At 28.2% G+C, this 15,958-nt stretch carries 13 protein-coding genes, 1 tRNA gene and 2 pseudogenes; 7 read left to right on the top strand and 9 right to left on the bottom strand.

Going from position 1 to position 15,958, the window contains the following annotated elements; genetic code table 11:
* Positions 1–2: 2 nt before the first annotated feature.
* Positions 3–1,085 carry a DNA polymerase III subunit beta gene (gene dnaN, locus AVBRAN12642_RS03660; protein ID WP_214116171.1) on the bottom strand — a complete coding sequence of 361 codons (1,083 nt, stop codon included), beginning with the start codon at positions 1,083–1,085 and terminating at the stop codon, positions 3–5.
* 26 nt (positions 1,086–1,111) lie between these two features.
* On the bottom strand, positions 1,112–2,428 hold the full coding sequence (dnaA, locus tag AVBRAN12642_RS03655; protein ID WP_214116173.1) for a chromosomal replication initiator protein DnaA: 1,317 nt from the start codon (positions 2,426–2,428) through the stop codon (positions 1,112–1,114).
* Positions 2,429–2,774: 346 nt separating this feature from the next.
* Here dnaA and ruvC point away from each other — a divergent pair, with 346 nt between their 5' ends.
* Positions 2,775–3,248 carry a crossover junction endodeoxyribonuclease RuvC gene (gene ruvC, locus AVBRAN12642_RS03650; RefSeq protein WP_214116175.1) on the top strand — a complete coding sequence of 158 codons (474 nt, stop codon included), beginning with the start codon at positions 2,775–2,777 and terminating at the stop codon, positions 3,246–3,248.
* Positions 3,249–3,297: 49 nt separating this feature from the next.
* On the opposite strand, the pseudogene AVBRAN12642_RS09875 reads toward ruvC, so the two are convergent.
* The 4 genes and pseudogenes from AVBRAN12642_RS09875 to glyQ all read right to left on the bottom strand — a co-directional run.
* Positions 3,298–3,480, bottom strand: a pseudogene (locus tag AVBRAN12642_RS09875) (acetyl-CoA carboxylase biotin carboxyl carrier protein subunit); the annotation flags it as partial.
* A gap of 137 nt (positions 3,481–3,617) precedes the next feature.
* Positions 3,618–5,100 (bottom strand): annotated as a pseudogene (locus AVBRAN12642_RS03645) (biotin attachment protein); the annotation flags it as partial.
* Positions 5,101–5,111: 11 nt separating this feature from the next.
* The gene (locus AVBRAN12642_RS03640) at positions 5,112–6,542 is read right to left on the bottom strand and encodes an acetyl-CoA carboxylase subunit A (RefSeq protein ID WP_336607956.1); all 1,431 of its coding nucleotides are present in this window, start codon (positions 6,540–6,542) and stop codon (positions 5,112–5,114) included.
* 205 nt (positions 6,543–6,747) lie between these two features.
* Complete coding sequence (gene glyQ / locus AVBRAN12642_RS03635; protein WP_214116180.1) at positions 6,748–7,599, bottom strand: glycine--tRNA ligase subunit alpha; 852 nt, start codon at positions 7,597–7,599, stop codon at positions 6,748–6,750.
* A 94-nt stretch (positions 7,600–7,693) separates the two neighbouring features.
* Here glyQ and AVBRAN12642_RS03630 point away from each other — a divergent pair, with 94 nt between their 5' ends.
* The 5 genes from AVBRAN12642_RS03630 to AVBRAN12642_RS03610 all read left to right on the top strand — a co-directional run bounded on the left by AVBRAN12642_RS03630 (position 7,694) and on the right by AVBRAN12642_RS03610 (position 12,391).
* A complete protein-coding gene (locus AVBRAN12642_RS03630) occupies positions 7,694–8,002 on the top strand; it encodes an SEL1-like repeat protein (RefSeq protein ID WP_214116183.1) in 309 nt (102 codons plus the stop codon).
* A 244-nt stretch (positions 8,003–8,246) separates the two neighbouring features.
* Entirely contained in the window at positions 8,247–9,536 is a 1,290-nt protein-coding gene (locus AVBRAN12642_RS03625) for an SLC13 family permease (protein ID WP_214116450.1), read from the top strand.
* A gap of 18 nt (positions 9,537–9,554) precedes the next feature.
* On the top strand, positions 9,555–10,385 hold the full coding sequence (locus AVBRAN12642_RS03620) for a hypothetical protein (protein WP_336607015.1): 831 nt from the start codon (positions 9,555–9,557) through the stop codon (positions 10,383–10,385).
* Between the two features lie 10 nt (positions 10,386–10,395).
* Positions 10,396–11,589 carry a CaiB/BaiF CoA transferase family protein gene (locus AVBRAN12642_RS03615; protein WP_336607955.1) on the top strand — a complete coding sequence of 398 codons (1,194 nt, stop codon included), beginning with the start codon at positions 10,396–10,398 and terminating at the stop codon, positions 11,587–11,589.
* Positions 11,579–12,391 (top strand): HpcH/HpaI aldolase/citrate lyase family protein, encoded by an 813-nt coding sequence (locus AVBRAN12642_RS03610; protein ID WP_214116190.1) that lies wholly within the window; start codon positions 11,579–11,581, stop codon positions 12,389–12,391. Before AVBRAN12642_RS03615 ends, AVBRAN12642_RS03610 begins: the two co-directional genes overlap by 11 nt.
* 20 nt (positions 12,392–12,411) lie before the next feature.
* On the opposite strand, the gene AVBRAN12642_RS03605 is transcribed toward AVBRAN12642_RS03610, so the two are convergent.
* From AVBRAN12642_RS03605 to AVBRAN12642_RS03595, 3 genes are all read right to left on the bottom strand, one after another.
* Entirely contained in the window at positions 12,412–13,767 is a 1,356-nt protein-coding gene (locus tag AVBRAN12642_RS03605) for a CitMHS family transporter (RefSeq protein WP_214149941.1), read from the bottom strand.
* A 165-nt stretch (positions 13,768–13,932) separates the two neighbouring features.
* Complete coding sequence (locus AVBRAN12642_RS03600; RefSeq protein WP_214116193.1) at positions 13,933–15,135, bottom strand: uracil-xanthine permease family protein; 1,203 nt, start codon at positions 15,133–15,135, stop codon at positions 13,933–13,935.
* 92 nt (positions 15,136–15,227) lie between these two features.
* A tRNA-Glu gene (locus AVBRAN12642_RS03595) sits at positions 15,228–15,302 on the bottom strand.
* A gap of 198 nt (positions 15,303–15,500) precedes the next feature.
* On the opposite strand from AVBRAN12642_RS03595, the gene AVBRAN12642_RS03590 reads away from it, so the two are divergent.
* On the top strand, positions 15,501–15,905 hold the full coding sequence (locus tag AVBRAN12642_RS03590) for an acyl-CoA thioesterase (protein WP_214116195.1): 405 nt from the start codon (positions 15,501–15,503) through the stop codon (positions 15,903–15,905).
* Positions 15,906–15,958: the final 53 nt, after the last annotated feature.

Genomic DNA, 15,958 nt, shown 5'->3' with positions numbered 1-15,958 from the left:
CCTTAGTTTTTATTTGCTGATATTAGTGATAAGAAATTTTTACTTTCTAAAACAACAGGAGCTGCTGATGAATAGAATTTAAATGTGAAATATTCATTTTCATTTAAATGTAAAAAATCCATCATATGTTTGTTCGTAAGATTTATTTCAAATTTATCTTCTATAGTAATATTTGTTTCTAGCTCACTTGTAGCATTTGTTTCGTTAAAATCATCACTTAAAGCATTATTTTTAAATGTGATTTTACCGGTTTCAAATTCTATTTGACATTTTGTGCAAACTGCACTTAGTTTTTTTATTTCATTTAAAAAGTCTTCGTTTTTAATGATAATTTCATTTGTAGGTAATTTATGTGGCATTACTTCAACATATCTTAAAAAATCAATAGTTGCTAATTTTGTAAAGAATTTAAAATTATCATTTTCAATGATTAAATAATTATTTGTTTTATAAACCCTTACTTCTTCATTTAATAATTTTTGTAGTTCTTGAGCTGATTTTTTTGTAATTATTAATCTTTGTTCGTATTCATTTTGAGCTATGAATGAATATTTGTGAATTCTTTTAGAATCGCTTCCTACAAAAACAATGCTATCTTTTAAAATATCTATATAACAGCAATTAAATTGAAAAGAAATACCATTATTATCAACAGCAGGTAAAATCATTTTAAAGCCGATATTTAGTTCTTTTGCACTTATTAAAATAGGTGTTTTGCTATTTTCATCTTCTAAGAAAGAAAAATTATTTTCACTATTTATTGGCAATGAAAAATTAGTTTTATTTTGAGTAATTTTGATAGATTTTTCTAATTTTTTGATTTTAATATCACTATTATCAAGGCTTTTTAAAATATCAATTAATTTTTTAGCATTGATAAAAATTTGTCCTTCATTTATGATATTACATTCTTGGATTTTATATTCAATTCCTATTTCACTATCACTTGCTCTTAAAATTAATTCATTGTTATAAGCTAATAATAAAATATTAGAATTTAAACTTGTATTATCTTTTTTCTCAACATAATTGCTAACTATTAAAGCTATATTTTCTAATCTCTTTTTGTCTATTTGTATTTCCATATTCTTCCTTTTTCGCTTTATTATATTTAATAATCTTTATTTTTTGAGTTTATTATTTTATTTTTTAAATGTTCTACTAGGCTTCTAAAATCATCATCAAGACATATCATTTCATTTATTTTTTTAATATGTTTTGAAATAGCACTATGGTCTTTCATTTGAAAATGAGTTGCTATTTGGCTTACTGAATTTGAAATTAATTCTTTAGTTAAAAATATAACTATTCTTTTAGCTTTTACTATTTCTTGTTTTTTAGAACTTGATTTTATTTCGCTTATTTTTACATTTAATTCTGAACTTACTATATCAAAAATATCTTCAATTTCAATATTTGATTGATTTTCTTTAATGTATTCTTTTATTTGATTTTTTAAATCATCTAAGGTTATTTTTTGTTTTCTTATACTTTGAAAAGCGTAAATATAATTTATAATTCCTTCTAAATCCCTTACATTTTCACCTATATAATTAGCAATAGTATTAATCATTTCATCATTTAATTCTATATCATATACAAGGCTTTTTTTCTTAATAATTGCTTTTTTGGTTTCTATATCAGGGACACTAATATTTGCAAGAACTCCTTTATTAAATCTTGATTTTAATCTATCTTCAATTCCATTTAAATTTATAGGAGCTACATCTGAAGTCATTATTATTTGACCATTTCTTTCTACTATATCATTAAAGATATGAAAGAATTCTTCTTGTATTTTATCAGTAGTGCCTAAGAACTGAATATCATCAATTAATAATAAATCACAATCTTTATATTCACTATTAAAACTATCAAATTTATTTGCTAATATTGCATTTTGATAGTCTTTCATAAAACCTTTTGAAGTTTTATATATTACTTTTTTTCCAAGTTCTAAACATTCATGCCCACTAGCTTGTAATAAGTGAGTTTTTCCTAAACCTGTATTTGAATATATAAAAATTGGATTAAAGTCTTTTCCAAATTTATTTTCATCTGTTATTGCTTTACAAATTCTATAAGCAAACTCATTACTTTGTCCTACTATGAAATTATCAAAAGTAAGGCTTTGATTTAATATTGAAATTTGTTTTTTAGCTACTATTGGTTGAGTTTCTTGTGGTTTGTTTATTTTTTCATTATTTACTTGAATTGTAATTTTATATTTTTTACTATTTGTTTTTTCTGCTATTTTTTCTAATATACTTTGGTATTTTGTTTGAATATGTTTAGCTATGAATTGATTAGGTGCATTTAGAATTATTTCATTATTTTTGCTTTCATTAATTTGTAAAATTTCAAAATAATTTTTATATTGATTTTCTCCAATTAATACTTTTAATTCTTCTAGAATTTTATTTAACATTTATTCCTCTTTTTTGTTATTACCTTTGATGATGTGAAAATCTAGTAATATTTGTTTAAAAATATTTAAAACACCTATATATCAATGCTTTTAATAGTGAAAAAATATACCAAAAATATACAAACAATTTACAATATTTCATCATAAATTTCACAAGCTCTTTAAAAAATTCTTTAATTTAGTGAAATTTTTTTATGAATTTTTATTGTAATTTTTAAAATTCTTATAAATTTTCGTGAAATTCTATAAAAATCAGTTTATGTGAAATTCTATTTCATTAAGAAATTTATCGTAATAATAAGCATTTCATAAAAAAATAATTTTAAATTTCACAAGGATTTCACATATGAAAATTTTAGGATTTGACCCAGGAACTAGATTTTGTGGATATTGCCTTTTAGAAAAAAATGGCAGCACAAATACTCTTTTAGAAGCAGGTCTAATAAGATTTAAGAGTAAAGAATTAATAGATAATATTTTAGAATTAAACGAAGCTTTAGAAATGATTTTTAAAAAAGTTCCAAATGCTAGTGTGGCGGTTGAAAATATATTTTTTGCTTATAATCCGCAAAGTGTTTTAAAACTCGCACAATTTCGTGGAGCAATGCTACTTAAAATCTTACAAACTTATGGGAATTTTAGTGAATATACAGCTTTACAAGTTAAAAAAACAATCACAGGCAAAGCAAAAGCAGAGAAAGAACAAGTAGCTTTTATGGTTAAAAAGCTTTTAAAAATCAATAAAGAAATAAAACCACTTGATATAACCGACGCAATGGCGGTTGCATTAACTCATAGTTTTTATATAAAAAATACTTAAAATATTAACTTAAAGATATATTAGAATCTGTAAAAACAGATTCTAAAATTTATTTTAAACTAGCTAAAATTTGCATAGCTTCTACATTATCTCCTTGTTTTACAAGTATTTTATCTATTATTCCATCACTCGTTGCTTCAATTGGAACTTCCATTTTCATAGCTTCAAGAATAAATAATTCTTGTCCTGCTTTTACTTTATCTCCTGCTTTTACAAGCACTTTAAACACATTTCCTGACATTGAGGCTAAAATGCTTTTATCATTAGCTATTGATTGTGAAATTTCTTGTTTTTCAATAATTTTTGAAGTATTTTCTTTTTCTTTTACTTTTACTTCGTAGCTATTGCCATTTACTAAAATTTTGTCTTTTTCAATTTCTACATCATAGGTTTTATCATTGACTTGCACTGAATAAAGATTGTTAGAATTTGATTTAGTATTTTGAGAAATTTTTCTAACATTGACTTTTGCTTCACCTTTTAAAAATGCTAATCCTTTTTCTTTACAAGCTGCAACTATGAATAGATTTTCATCAGTTACTAAAATACCTTCTTTTTTAAGTATTTTTTCAATGTATTTAAGTGATTTAGTTTCATCAAGGTCGGCTAAATCTATTGCTTTTTCTTTTGTTGGTTTTAGATTTAATTGCTCACTTGCAAGTTTTACTATTTTTGGATCTGGTGCTACAGGAGTTTTTCCAAAATAGCCTAAAACCATTTTGCCATAGCCTTCTGCGATTTTTTTCCATTCGCCAAACATTACATTATTAAATGCTTGTTGGAAATAAAATTGACTAACAGGAGTTACGCTAGTTCCAAAGCCACCTTTTTTTACCACTTCGCTCATAGCTTTTATGGTATCAGGGAATTTATCTAATACATTATTATCTCTCATCATTTGAGTATTCGCTGTTAATGCTCCACCTGGCATAGGTGAAATCGGTATTAATGGACTAACTTGTATAGCTTCAGGTGGCATAAAATAATCTTTCATACAATCTTTAAATACTTCTTCATATTTTAAGATTTTTTCAACTTCAAGCCCACCTAAATCATAATTTTTACCTTTTACAGCGTGTAACATTGTAAGAATATCAGGCTGACTTGTTCCACCACTAACAGGAGCTGCTGCAAGGTCAATTCCATCAACACCAGCTTCAAGTGCTGCTAAATAACAAGCTACACTAACACCTGCACTTTCGTGAGTATGAAGTCTAATGTGAGTATTTGCAGGTAAAAGTTTTCTAGCCATTTTTATTGTTTCATATACTTTTTGTGGATTACTTGTCCCTGATGCGTCTTTAAAACAAATGCTATGAAATGGGATATTAGCTTTTAAAATTTCTTTTAAGGTTTTTTCATAAAACTTAGTATCGTGAGCGCCTTTGCAACCTATTGGTAAATCCATCATAGTTATTACAATTTCGTGTTTTAAACCATAATGCACTATTCTTTCGCCACTATATTTTAAATTCTCAACATCATTTAAAGCGTCAAAATTTCTAATCGTAGTAGTTCCGTGTTTTGCGAATAATTTTGCGTGTAAATCTATTATTTCACGACTACCAGTATCAAGTGTAACGGTATTTACTCCACGAGCAAGGGTTTGAAGATTAATACCATCTCCTACAATTTCACGGAATTTATCCATCATAGTAAATGCGTCTTCGTTTGTATAAAAATAAAGGCTTTGAAATCTTGCCCCGCCACCAAATTCAAAATGCCTTATCCCAGCTTCTTTTGCAGCTTGTAATGCTGGGAAAAAATCATTCATTAAAACTCTAGCTCCATAAACTGATTGAAAGCCATCACGAAAACTTGTATCCATAATATCTATATATTTTTTAGCCATTTTTCTCTCCTTTAATTTAATTTATCTTTTAATGCCGCACAAATTGAAGCGATTATTTCATCTTTATCTTTTTTATTTTTATCATCAATATTGCTTAGAATTTTTTCTAAATTTGTTTTTATATAACTCGTATCAAAAATACCTTTTCTAAATTCTTTACTTTTTGCAATAGTTTTTAAAAATGAAATTGTTGTTTTTACGCCTTCTATTGTAAATTCTTCTAAAGCTCTTTCTAATTTATTTACCGCTAAATCATAACTAGATGCTTTTACAACTAATTTTGCGACTAAAGAGTCATAAAATGGCGGGATTTTATAACCTTTATAAAGATGGCTATCAACTCTAACTGAAGGTCCTAAAGCAGGATAGTATTCTGTAACCATTCCTGGTGTTGGTATGAAATTCTTATTAGCATCTTCTGCAGTAATTCTAGCTTCAATAGCAAAGCCATTTGATTTAATATCACTTTGTTCTAATTCTTGAATTTGTCCTGCTGCATATCTTAATTGCCTTACTATTAAATCAACCCCTGTTATCTCTTCTGTAACGCCGTGTTCAACTTGTATTCTAGTATTCATCTCCATAAAATAAAATCTATTGTAATCATCTAACAAAAACTCAACCGTTCCTGCATTAGTATATCCAGCCGCTTTTGCAGCTGCTACTGCAGTAGCTCCCATACTTTTTCTTAAATGCTCGCTTATTGATGGACAAGGTGCGATTTCTATTATTTTTTGATGGCGTCTTTGAATAGAACAATCTCTTTCGCATAAATGAATTATATTGCCATAATTATCGCCTAATATTTGAAATTCTATGTGGCGTGGATTTTCTATGAGTTTTTCCATAAAGACATCATCATTATTAAAATATGCTTTAGCTTCTCTTTTACAAGTATTAAATGCAGGTATTAATTCATCTTCATTCCAGACTTCTTTAATACCACGACCACCGCCACCGCCACTAGCTTTTAATATTACAGGATAGCCAATTTTTTTGGCAAATTCTTTTATTTCTTCTTCTTTGCATTCATTTAATACTTTTGTTCCTGGAACTACTGGAATGCCGTTTTGTTGCATTAATTCTCTTGCTATATTTTTATTTCCCATATTTTTAATAACTTGAGATTTTGGTCCAACGAAAATTAATCCTGCATCTTCTACCATTTTTGCGAATTCATAATTTTCACTTAAAAATCCATATCCAGGATGGATTGCATCAGCACCACATTCTTTTGCAGTTTGGATTATTATTTTTGCGTCTAAATAGCCTTTAATGGCATCTTCACCTATACATTTTGCTTCACTTGCGATTTTTACATGCAGACAATCTTCATCAGGCTTTGTATAGATAGCTACACTTTGAATATGCAAATCCCTACAAGCTCTTATGATACGAACAGCAATTTCTCCCCTATTTGCTATTAAAACCTTACTAATCACCTTTAAACTCCTAATTTTAAATAGTGATTTTATTTTAATATTTTAGATTGAAAAAGATGAGTTTGCTTTTGTTTTAACCATTTATTTGTTACTAAAAGTAACAAAATTAAATATTCAATTTTTTTAGTTTATGGAATTTGATTTTAATATTTTTACTTGGTTTATATTGAAAAATCAATATAAACCAAAATAAGCAAATTATAATTTATTTTAAATTCTCTTGGCTTTTTAAATACACACTAGCACAATCTTTGCTAAGTTCTCTTATTTTTAGCATAAAATCTTGTCTTTGAGTAACGCTAATTGCACCCCTAGCATCAAGGGTATTAAATAAATGCGCACACATTAGACAATAATCATACGCAGGTAGTGAGTAACCACTATCAAGCACACTTCTTGCTTCATTATATGAAATATCAAACATTTCTTTAAGTCTTGAAGCATTTGCTAATTCAAAATTAAACTTAGAGTATTCAAACTCACCTTGCTTATGAACATCAGCATAAGTTAGCCCACCGCCCCAATTAATATCATAAACATTATCAATATCTTGAATATACATTGCTAAGCGTTCAAGTCCGTAAGTAATCTCTGCACTAATTAAATCACAAGAAAATCCACCAACTTGTTGAAAATAAGTAAATTGAGTAACTTCCATTCCATCAAGCCATACTTCCCAGCCAAGCCCCCAAGCTCCTAAAGATGGGCTTTCCCAGTTATCTTCTATAAATCTTACATCGTGTTTATTTAAATCAATTCCTAAAACTTTTAAGCTATTTAAATATAAATCTTGAATATTCGCTGGACTTGGTTTCATTAATACTTGAAATTGATAATAAGCACCTAAACGATTTGGATTTTCTCCGTATCTTCCATCAGTTGGACGGCGAGATGGAGCAACATAACAAACATTATGTGGTTTTGTTCCAAGTGATTTTAAGAATGTTTGTGGATGAAAAGTCCCTGCACCTGCAGGAAAATCATAAGGCTGAATTAAAGCACAACCTTGCTCGCACCAATACTTTTGTAAGTTTAAAATAATTTCTGAAAATGTCATTTAAAAGCCTTTAAAATAAATTTTATTTATCATACAAAATTAATATAAATTTATGTTATTTTGCATATAATTAGCGATTTTTTAAGGAGATTATATGAAAAAATTAATTTTAATTACAAGTTCTTTATTTGTTTTTAGTGCTTGTGTTAGTCAAGAAAATGAAGTTGTAAAAAGCAATTTAATGAATCTTGCATTACAAACTGCTTTAAATCCTAGCTTAAAAGACGAACAAACTAACTGCATTACTAACAAAAATGCAAGCTCTTGTTTAAATATTGCAAATGTTTTATTACAAGGCACTTCAACTTCTCAAAACATTCAAGCAGCAGGTTATTACTATCAATTAGCTTGTTCTTTTGGCTTAGCAATTGGTTGCGATAAAGCTAACGAATTAAAAAAATAACCTTTTAAGAATTTAAAACGAGTTAGTTTTAAATTCTTTTAAATATATTCTTTCAATTAAATAAAAAATCAAAATATCAAATTAATAAAATAATTATAATTTTTTAAGAAAATATATTAAAGGATAAAAATTATTATTAATTGTGTAAAATTGTAACAATGATTTTTATTTTTATTATATTTTATTCTTATATTAATCTTAATGATTTTCTTTTCTTATAGTATTTAAGCAAGGAGGATTTATGATTGAACAAATTAACTTAATCATTTTATTTTTTTTATTATTGTCAATAGTTTTAGGCTATTTATTTAAAGCAAATATTGGTATTTTTGCAATTGTATTATGCTTTATTGCTGCTTATATTTATGGCTTAAAACCTAGTGAAATTGTAAAATTATGGGGGCTTGATTTATTTTTTATCTTAGTTTCTATTACTTATTTTTATGGCTTTGTCATAAATAATGGAACTTTAAATAATCTAGCTTCAAAAGCAGTTTATGGGGTAAGAAACTATCCTTGGAGTATTCCTATTGTTTTGTATATTGTTGTTGTAATTTTTGTCGGTATTGGACCAGGACATTATGCTGGATTTGCCTTTATGAGCCCATTAGTTTTATACATAGCTAATAAGATTAAAATGAATAAAATTTTAGCTGCTATTATAATTTATTCAGGTTCTTGTGCTGGGGGATTTAATCCTTTTACTTTAGGTGGTAGGGTTACTTATAATCTAATTGAGAATTTAGGTTTTACACCTGAACAATCAGCAATTATGCAATTAAATCTTGGAAAAAATATGTTTATAGCACATACTTTAATTTTTATTTTAGGATATGTGTTATTAAAGGGGTATAAGGTTGTATATTCATCAAATATTGATAAACCTGAAAAACTAAATTCTATACAAATTAAAACGATTTTAATAGTTACATTTGTATTTTCTTTGGTTATGGTTCCATCAATTTATTTATCTTTTCAACCTGAAAATTTATTGATGAGTAAAATGACTATATTTTTTAATCCTACTTTTGTTTCATTCTTAGGAATTATTTTAGCTATTGTATTTAAGATAGGAGATGAAACACAAGCTTTTAAAAATATACCTTGGAATTTAATTTTTATGATTGGTGCATTAACTATGCTAATAGCACTTGGAAAATCTACTGGTGCTATGCAAATAATAAGCAATTTTTTAAGCGCTCAAGGTGGCAATGATAGTAGCTGGATATATTATTTATTAGGTGTTTTATCTTCTTCAATGAGTGCATTTGCTTCTAGTATGGGCGTTGTAATGCCGACATTTTTTCCTATTGTTCCAAGTCTTAGCGTATTAGAGCCATCTTTGGCATTTTCTATTATCGCAACATTTGCAACATTTACGGGGTATTCAAGTTTTTCATCAGGTGGAGCATTGGTTTTAGCAGGGACACAAGATGAGCAAGAAAGAAAATATTTATTTATTAGGTTATTAATATTACCTATTTTGCTTGTGTTATTTGGGTTTTTGTTATTGTTTTTAGGTGTTATTAATTAATTTATGAAAGGGAAAATTATGGAATTTAAAAATTATATAGGCAAACAAGAAATTATAAAAGAAGAAATAAGTCTTACTCAAGTTGAAAAAATAGTCGCAACACTTGATTATAAAGATTTAAAATTAGGTGATGAATTACCTTATTTATGGCAATGGTGCTTTTTTAATAAGGCTTTAAGTAAAGATAAATTAGGCAAAGACGGACACCCTAAATTAGGTGGAAGCGATGATAGTTTTTTACCTAGTTTTGGAAATGTTAATCGTATGTGGGCTGGTGGTAGATTTACTTTTAATTCAGCGTTGATTATAGGCAAAATCGCTACTAAAATTACTACTATAAAAGATATTCAAGAAAAAATTGGAAATACAGGAAAATTAATTTTTGTTACTTTAGAGCATAAATATTATCAAGATGAAGATTTAAAAATTATTGAAGAACAAGATATAGTTTATAAAGAGCCAACTCCACCAAAATTAACTAGCAACAAACCTGTAAGCGAAGCTGATTTTTCTGAAAGTTTTTGCCCTGATTCTACTTTATTATTTAGATATTCAGCACTTACTTTTAATGGGCATAAAATTCATTATGATTATCCTTACGCTACTATGGTTGAAGGATATAGCGGCTTAGTAATTCACGGACCTTTATTAGCTACTAAGATGATTAGTTGTTTTGCAAAAAATCATAAAGATAAAAAAATCACAAAATATAGTTATAGAGGATTACACGCAGTTTGCACTCCTAGTAGTTTTTGCGTTGAGTCAAAAATAATTAGTGAAAACGAAGCAAATGTTTGGATAAATAAAGATGGCTTTATAGCTCATCAAGGCATTATAAATTATAAATAAAGGAGAAAAAATGTTGCCATTAGAAGGAAAATTAGTATTAAGTATAGAACAAGCAATAGCAGCACCATTTTGCACTAGACAATTAGCTGATTTAGGTGCTAGAGTTATTAAGATAGAACGCCCTGATGTAGGGGATTTGGCAAGAGGATATGATACTAGAGTAGATGGACTTGCAAGTCATTTTGTATGGACTAATAGAAGTAAGGAGAGTTTAGCTATTGATTTAAAAACTGAAGAAGGTATGAAAATAATAAAATCAATTTTACCTAAGGTGGATATTTTCGTTCAAAATCTAGCATTTGGGGCTGCAAAAAGACTAGGATTAGATTATGAAAATTTAATTAAATATAATCCAAAAATGATTGTTTGTGATATTTCTGGCTATGGAGAAGGTGGAGAATACGAACACAAAAAAGCTTATGATTTATTAATTCAATCAGAAAGTGGCTTAGTATCTATAACAGGAAATGGTGATGAGTGTGTAAAAGTGCCAATTAGTATAGCTGATATATCTGCTGGAATGTATGCTTATAGTGGGATTTTACAAGCACTTTTATATCTTGAAAAAACAAATAAAGGCTCAAGAATAGAAATATCAATGTTAGAATGTATGGCTGAATGGATGGGGTATCCAATATATTATACTTATAAGGGTGCTAATCCGCCTATTAAAAAAGGTGCTTTTCACGCTAGTATTACTCCTTATGGTCCTTATAAGGCTGGTGATGGTAATGTTGTTATGTTTGGTCTTCAAAATGAAAGAGAATGGAGTAATTTTTGTAAGATTGTATTAGAAGATGAAAGCTTAATTAATGATGAAGAATTTAAAAACAATACATTAAGAACAAAAAACGCACAAAAGATTAAAGAAATAATAGAAAATAAATTTAAAAATCTAACAGCAAAAGATGTTGTGGATAGATTAGAAAAAGCAAAAATTGCAAATGGTAATGTAAATGAATTAAAAGATGTGTGGAATCACTCTCAATTAAAAAGTAGAAATAGATGGAGAGAAGTTGATACTGAAGTAGGTAAAATCCCAGCATTATTGCCACCGGCTACAAATAATAATTATGAGCCTAGAATGGATAAAATCCCAGCGTTAGGAGAACATACTTATAAAATCTTAAAAGAATTTGGATTTAAAGATGAGATTTCTCAATTACAATCAAAAAACATAATAAAGGTAAGAGATGAAAACTAAGAGTTTTTTGTTTGTTCCATCAATTAAAAATGATAGATTTAATAAGGCTTTAAATAGCGGAGCTGATTATATTATTATTGATTTAGAAGATTCAATTAGCCCTAATCAAAAAGATAAAGGCAGGGCTAATATTTTAGAATTTGCAAACAATACAGATGCTAATTTTTTTATAAGAATTAATGATACTAAGAGTGAATATTTTAATGATGATATGAAATTATTAGATGAATTAAATAAAATGAAAAAATTATATGCAATTGTATTGCCTAAGAGTGAGAGTTCAAAAGAATTTGAATTATTTAAAGATTTTAAAGATTTAATAATAATTCCAATTATTGAAAGTGCTTTGGGCGTTGATAATTTAGATGATATTGCAAGTTCAAAATTAATTAAATTATTAAGTTTTGGTGCTTTAGATATTTCTTTAGAATTAGGATTAAAAGAAGGCAGTGGAAGAGAAAATTTATTAAATCACATAAGAAATCAAATAGTGATAAAAAGTGCAAAATATAAATTATTACCACCAATTAATGGAGTATATCCTGATATTAAAGATGAAATTGGTTTAAAATCTGAATTAGAATTTGTATCTTCTATGGGTTTTGGCGGGTCTTTAAGCATTCATCCAAATCAAATTCCAATAATCAATCAAGTATTTAGTCCTACTAAAGAACAAATTCTATGGGCTAAAGAAATAGTAGAATTGGCAAAAAATACTGATGATATTGTATTTAATTATAAAGGCAATATGATAGATTTGCCAGTAATTAAGAAAGCTCAAAATATACTAGCAAATATCTAATATCTCTCTTAGGAGAGATATTAAAATAAGTGTGGGATTATTCCTGCAATATATCCAAAAATTAAGCAAATAATACTAATTGCCCAAATATAAAAGAATGAGCGTTTAATATGGTCTTTTATAGATACATCAGCAAGACCACATCCAAGCAATGTAGCAGGAACAACAGGGCTTATAAATGTAGCACAATTTCTAGCTAAAACCATAATAATAGCAAGGTTCATTGGGTCAATTCCAAAAGCATTTGTAACGCTTAAAACCACAGGCATAACGCCATAAAAATAAGAATCCGTGCAAAAGATTAATGCCATAGGAACAGCAAGTAAGCCTACTACTAAAGGAATTAAATTACCATATTCATTAGGCACAAGAGTTAGAATTGAAGCTCCCATTTTATTCATAATTCCACTTTTATCAAATACACCAATTAAAATTCCTGCACCAATTAAAGTAATATACATCATTATTGCTCCACCACTTGCTTTATCTAAAACTTTTTTAGCTATTTTTAAATTAGGATAATTTAGTGGCAACGCAATTGCAAAACCTATCATAAAGCAAACATAAGAAGGTAATACATTAATTACTAAAGCAGCAATAACAGCTATTAGTAAAAATACATTTACTAAGAAAAATTTATCGTTTTGAAATTCGCTTTTTTCAATTTCAAGTTTAATTCCTTCAAGATTACCACCAGCACCACGCCTTTTTTCTTGATAACCGATAAAAATAGCTAAAGCTAGTGCTAAAACAAGACCTAAAACTTGCATAGGGATTAATTGATGCCATAAATCATTCGCGTCAGCTTTAATAACCGTTGCAGCTCTTAGAGTTGGACCTCCCCAAGGAAGAACATTCATAACACCCATTGCACTAGCACAAATTAATAAAAGCGATGATTTTCTCATTCCAAGTCTTTCATAAATTGGAAGCATAGCTGGAATAACTATTAAAAATGTAGCTGCTCCACTACCATCAAGATGAACAAACATTGCCATAAGTGAAGTAAGAATTGTGATTACAAATACATTTGGTGTAACTTTGCTAAGTAAGAAATTAATAATTTTATTAAAAAATCCACTAGCACTAAGCACACTAAAAAAAAGAATAGAAAATACAAATAAAGCCGCTGTATCGCTAACGGTGTTTACACCATCTTTTATAAAGCCTTTCATTGCTTTAAAGTTTAAAACATCTCCTTTAACTCCTAAAGCTTTTCCGACTTCTAACCCACAATAATCCATTATCATAAGCATTGCAGCAACTACAAAGCTAACTAAAATAAATGCTATCGCAGGAGTGGTTTTATCTTTTAAGAGTAGCCATACAATAAATCCAAGCCCAATAAAGCCTGTAAGTGATAAAAATAAATCCATTTTTAACCTCCATAAAAAAATGTTAGATTTTAACAAAGTTACAATTTGAAATAATTGAAAATGGATAATTTTTTTAAAAAGTGTTAAGTTTCGTAACAAATTTTAGAATTTAAGAAAAAATTAAAAAATAATAATTCAAATTCTAAAAAGAATTTGAATTAATAATTAATCTTGTTTATTAGGTAAGATTAGATTTAGAATGATTGCAAGTAAGGCACTAAGTCCAACTCCTGAAAACGAAACGCTTCCAAAACTAGCACTAAGCCCACCAACACCTACAATCAAAGTAGAGCTAATAATTACTAGGTTTTTATTATTAGTTAAATCTATTTTAGCATCAACTAAGGTTTTAATCCCAAGACTAGCAATTGTTCCAAATAAAAGTATCATAACTCCACCCATTACAGGTAATGGAATTGATTGTAAAATAGCATTAAATTTACCCACAAATGCAAGTAATATTGCAAATATTGCAGCCCAAGTCATAATTTTAACTTGTGCGTTTTTTGTAATCATTATTGCACCTGTAACTTCTGAATAAGTTGTAACTGGAGGACCACCTATTAAACCTGCAACACAAACTCCAACACCATCTCCGCTTAAAGTTCTATGAAGACCTGGGTCTTTTGTGTAATCTTTTTTAGTTACTGCACCTATTGCCATAACTGCACCAATATGCTCAATTACAGGAGCAATTGCAACAGGTATCATAAAAATTGCTGCACTAAAATTAATGCTAGGTGTTTCAAAATGTGGTATTGCAAACCAAGGTGCAGCTTTAATTGCACTAGTATCAACATAGCCTAAAATAAAGGCTAAAATATATCCACAAATAGCACCTATTAAAATAGGAACTAATTTAAACATTTTTGAGCCAAAAATAGCAATTACAATAGTAACTAAGAATGAAAAAGTAGAAAGCATTAAAGCTATATCTTTATCAATTACTTGAGTTGAACCACTCATACCCATAGCCATTCCAGCCGCACTTACAGCAACGCTAAGACCTATTACGATAATTACAGGGCCAATTACAACTGCGGGAAAAAGTTTGCTAATAAAACTCTCGCCTTTTGTTTTGATAATTGCAGCAAAGATAAAATAAACAAATCCTGTGCAAAACAAAGCAAACATAGTTGAATTAATTCCCCATTCTTTCATAGAATAAATTATAGGGGTTATGAATGCAAATGATGAGCCAAGATAGATAGGAACTTTAAATTTCGTAATGATTTGAAAAATAATCGTTCCGCACCCAGCACCTAAAAGAGCCATTGCAGGATTTAGTCCGGTAAGTAAAGGAACTAATACCATTGCACCAAAGGCTACGAATAAAATCTGAAGTCCAGATATCGCGTCTTTAATCATAAAAAAATCCTTTTTTATTTTGAGTTATTATCTCACAGGGGTAAGGTAAAAAAGGATTTTTTTCATTAAATTAAATAAACATAAAGGAGGATTGGTGACCCATACGAGACTCGAACTCGTGTTACCGCCGTGAAAGGGCGATGTCCTAACCGCTAGACGAATGGGCCTTTCAAGAAGTTTTTTCTTGTGATGTAAAAGCCGTTATTATATGTGAAAATTCTTAAAGTTTTCTTAAATTATAAAAATTTTTTCAATTTTTTTAAAATTTTTGTAAAAAATTGTAATTTTGATGAAAATTTTCAATTTAAAAACGACAATTTTAATCTTTTATGTTTAATATTTACATTTTTTTATAAGGAGAATATATGAAAGAATTAAAAGAAGCAAGGCTTAGATTAGTTGCTATGCCAAAAGATACAAATCCTGCAGGCAATATTTTTGGTGGTTGGATAATGAGTCAAATAGATTTAGCTGGTGCAGTTGCAGCTAAAGAAATAGCAAATGGTAGAGTAGTTACTATCGCAGTTGAACAAATGACCTTTAAAAAACCTGTTTATGTTGGAGACATTGTGAGCTTTTATGCTGATATTGTAAAAGTTGGAAGCACATCAATACAAGTTCAAGTAGAAGTTATCGCTGAACGCTGCACTCCTAAATTATATGGAGTTTGTGTGCCTGTTACAAGTGCACTTTTAACTTATGTAAATGTTGATGAAAACGGAGAAAAAATCAAAATTGATGAGAATTTAAAACGCTACAAGGGATTTTAATAATCCCTTTTATTCAACCTACTTTTTAAACTTACTTGTTAGAATTAAAAAAA

It is taken from the genome of Campylobacter sp. RM12642 (assembly GCF_020137635.1).
GTDB lineage: Bacteria > Campylobacterota > Campylobacteria > Campylobacterales > Campylobacteraceae > Campylobacter_E.
The sequence above is the reverse complement of the archived record's forward strand: the minus strand, read 5'-3'. Positions and strand labels throughout refer to the sequence as shown.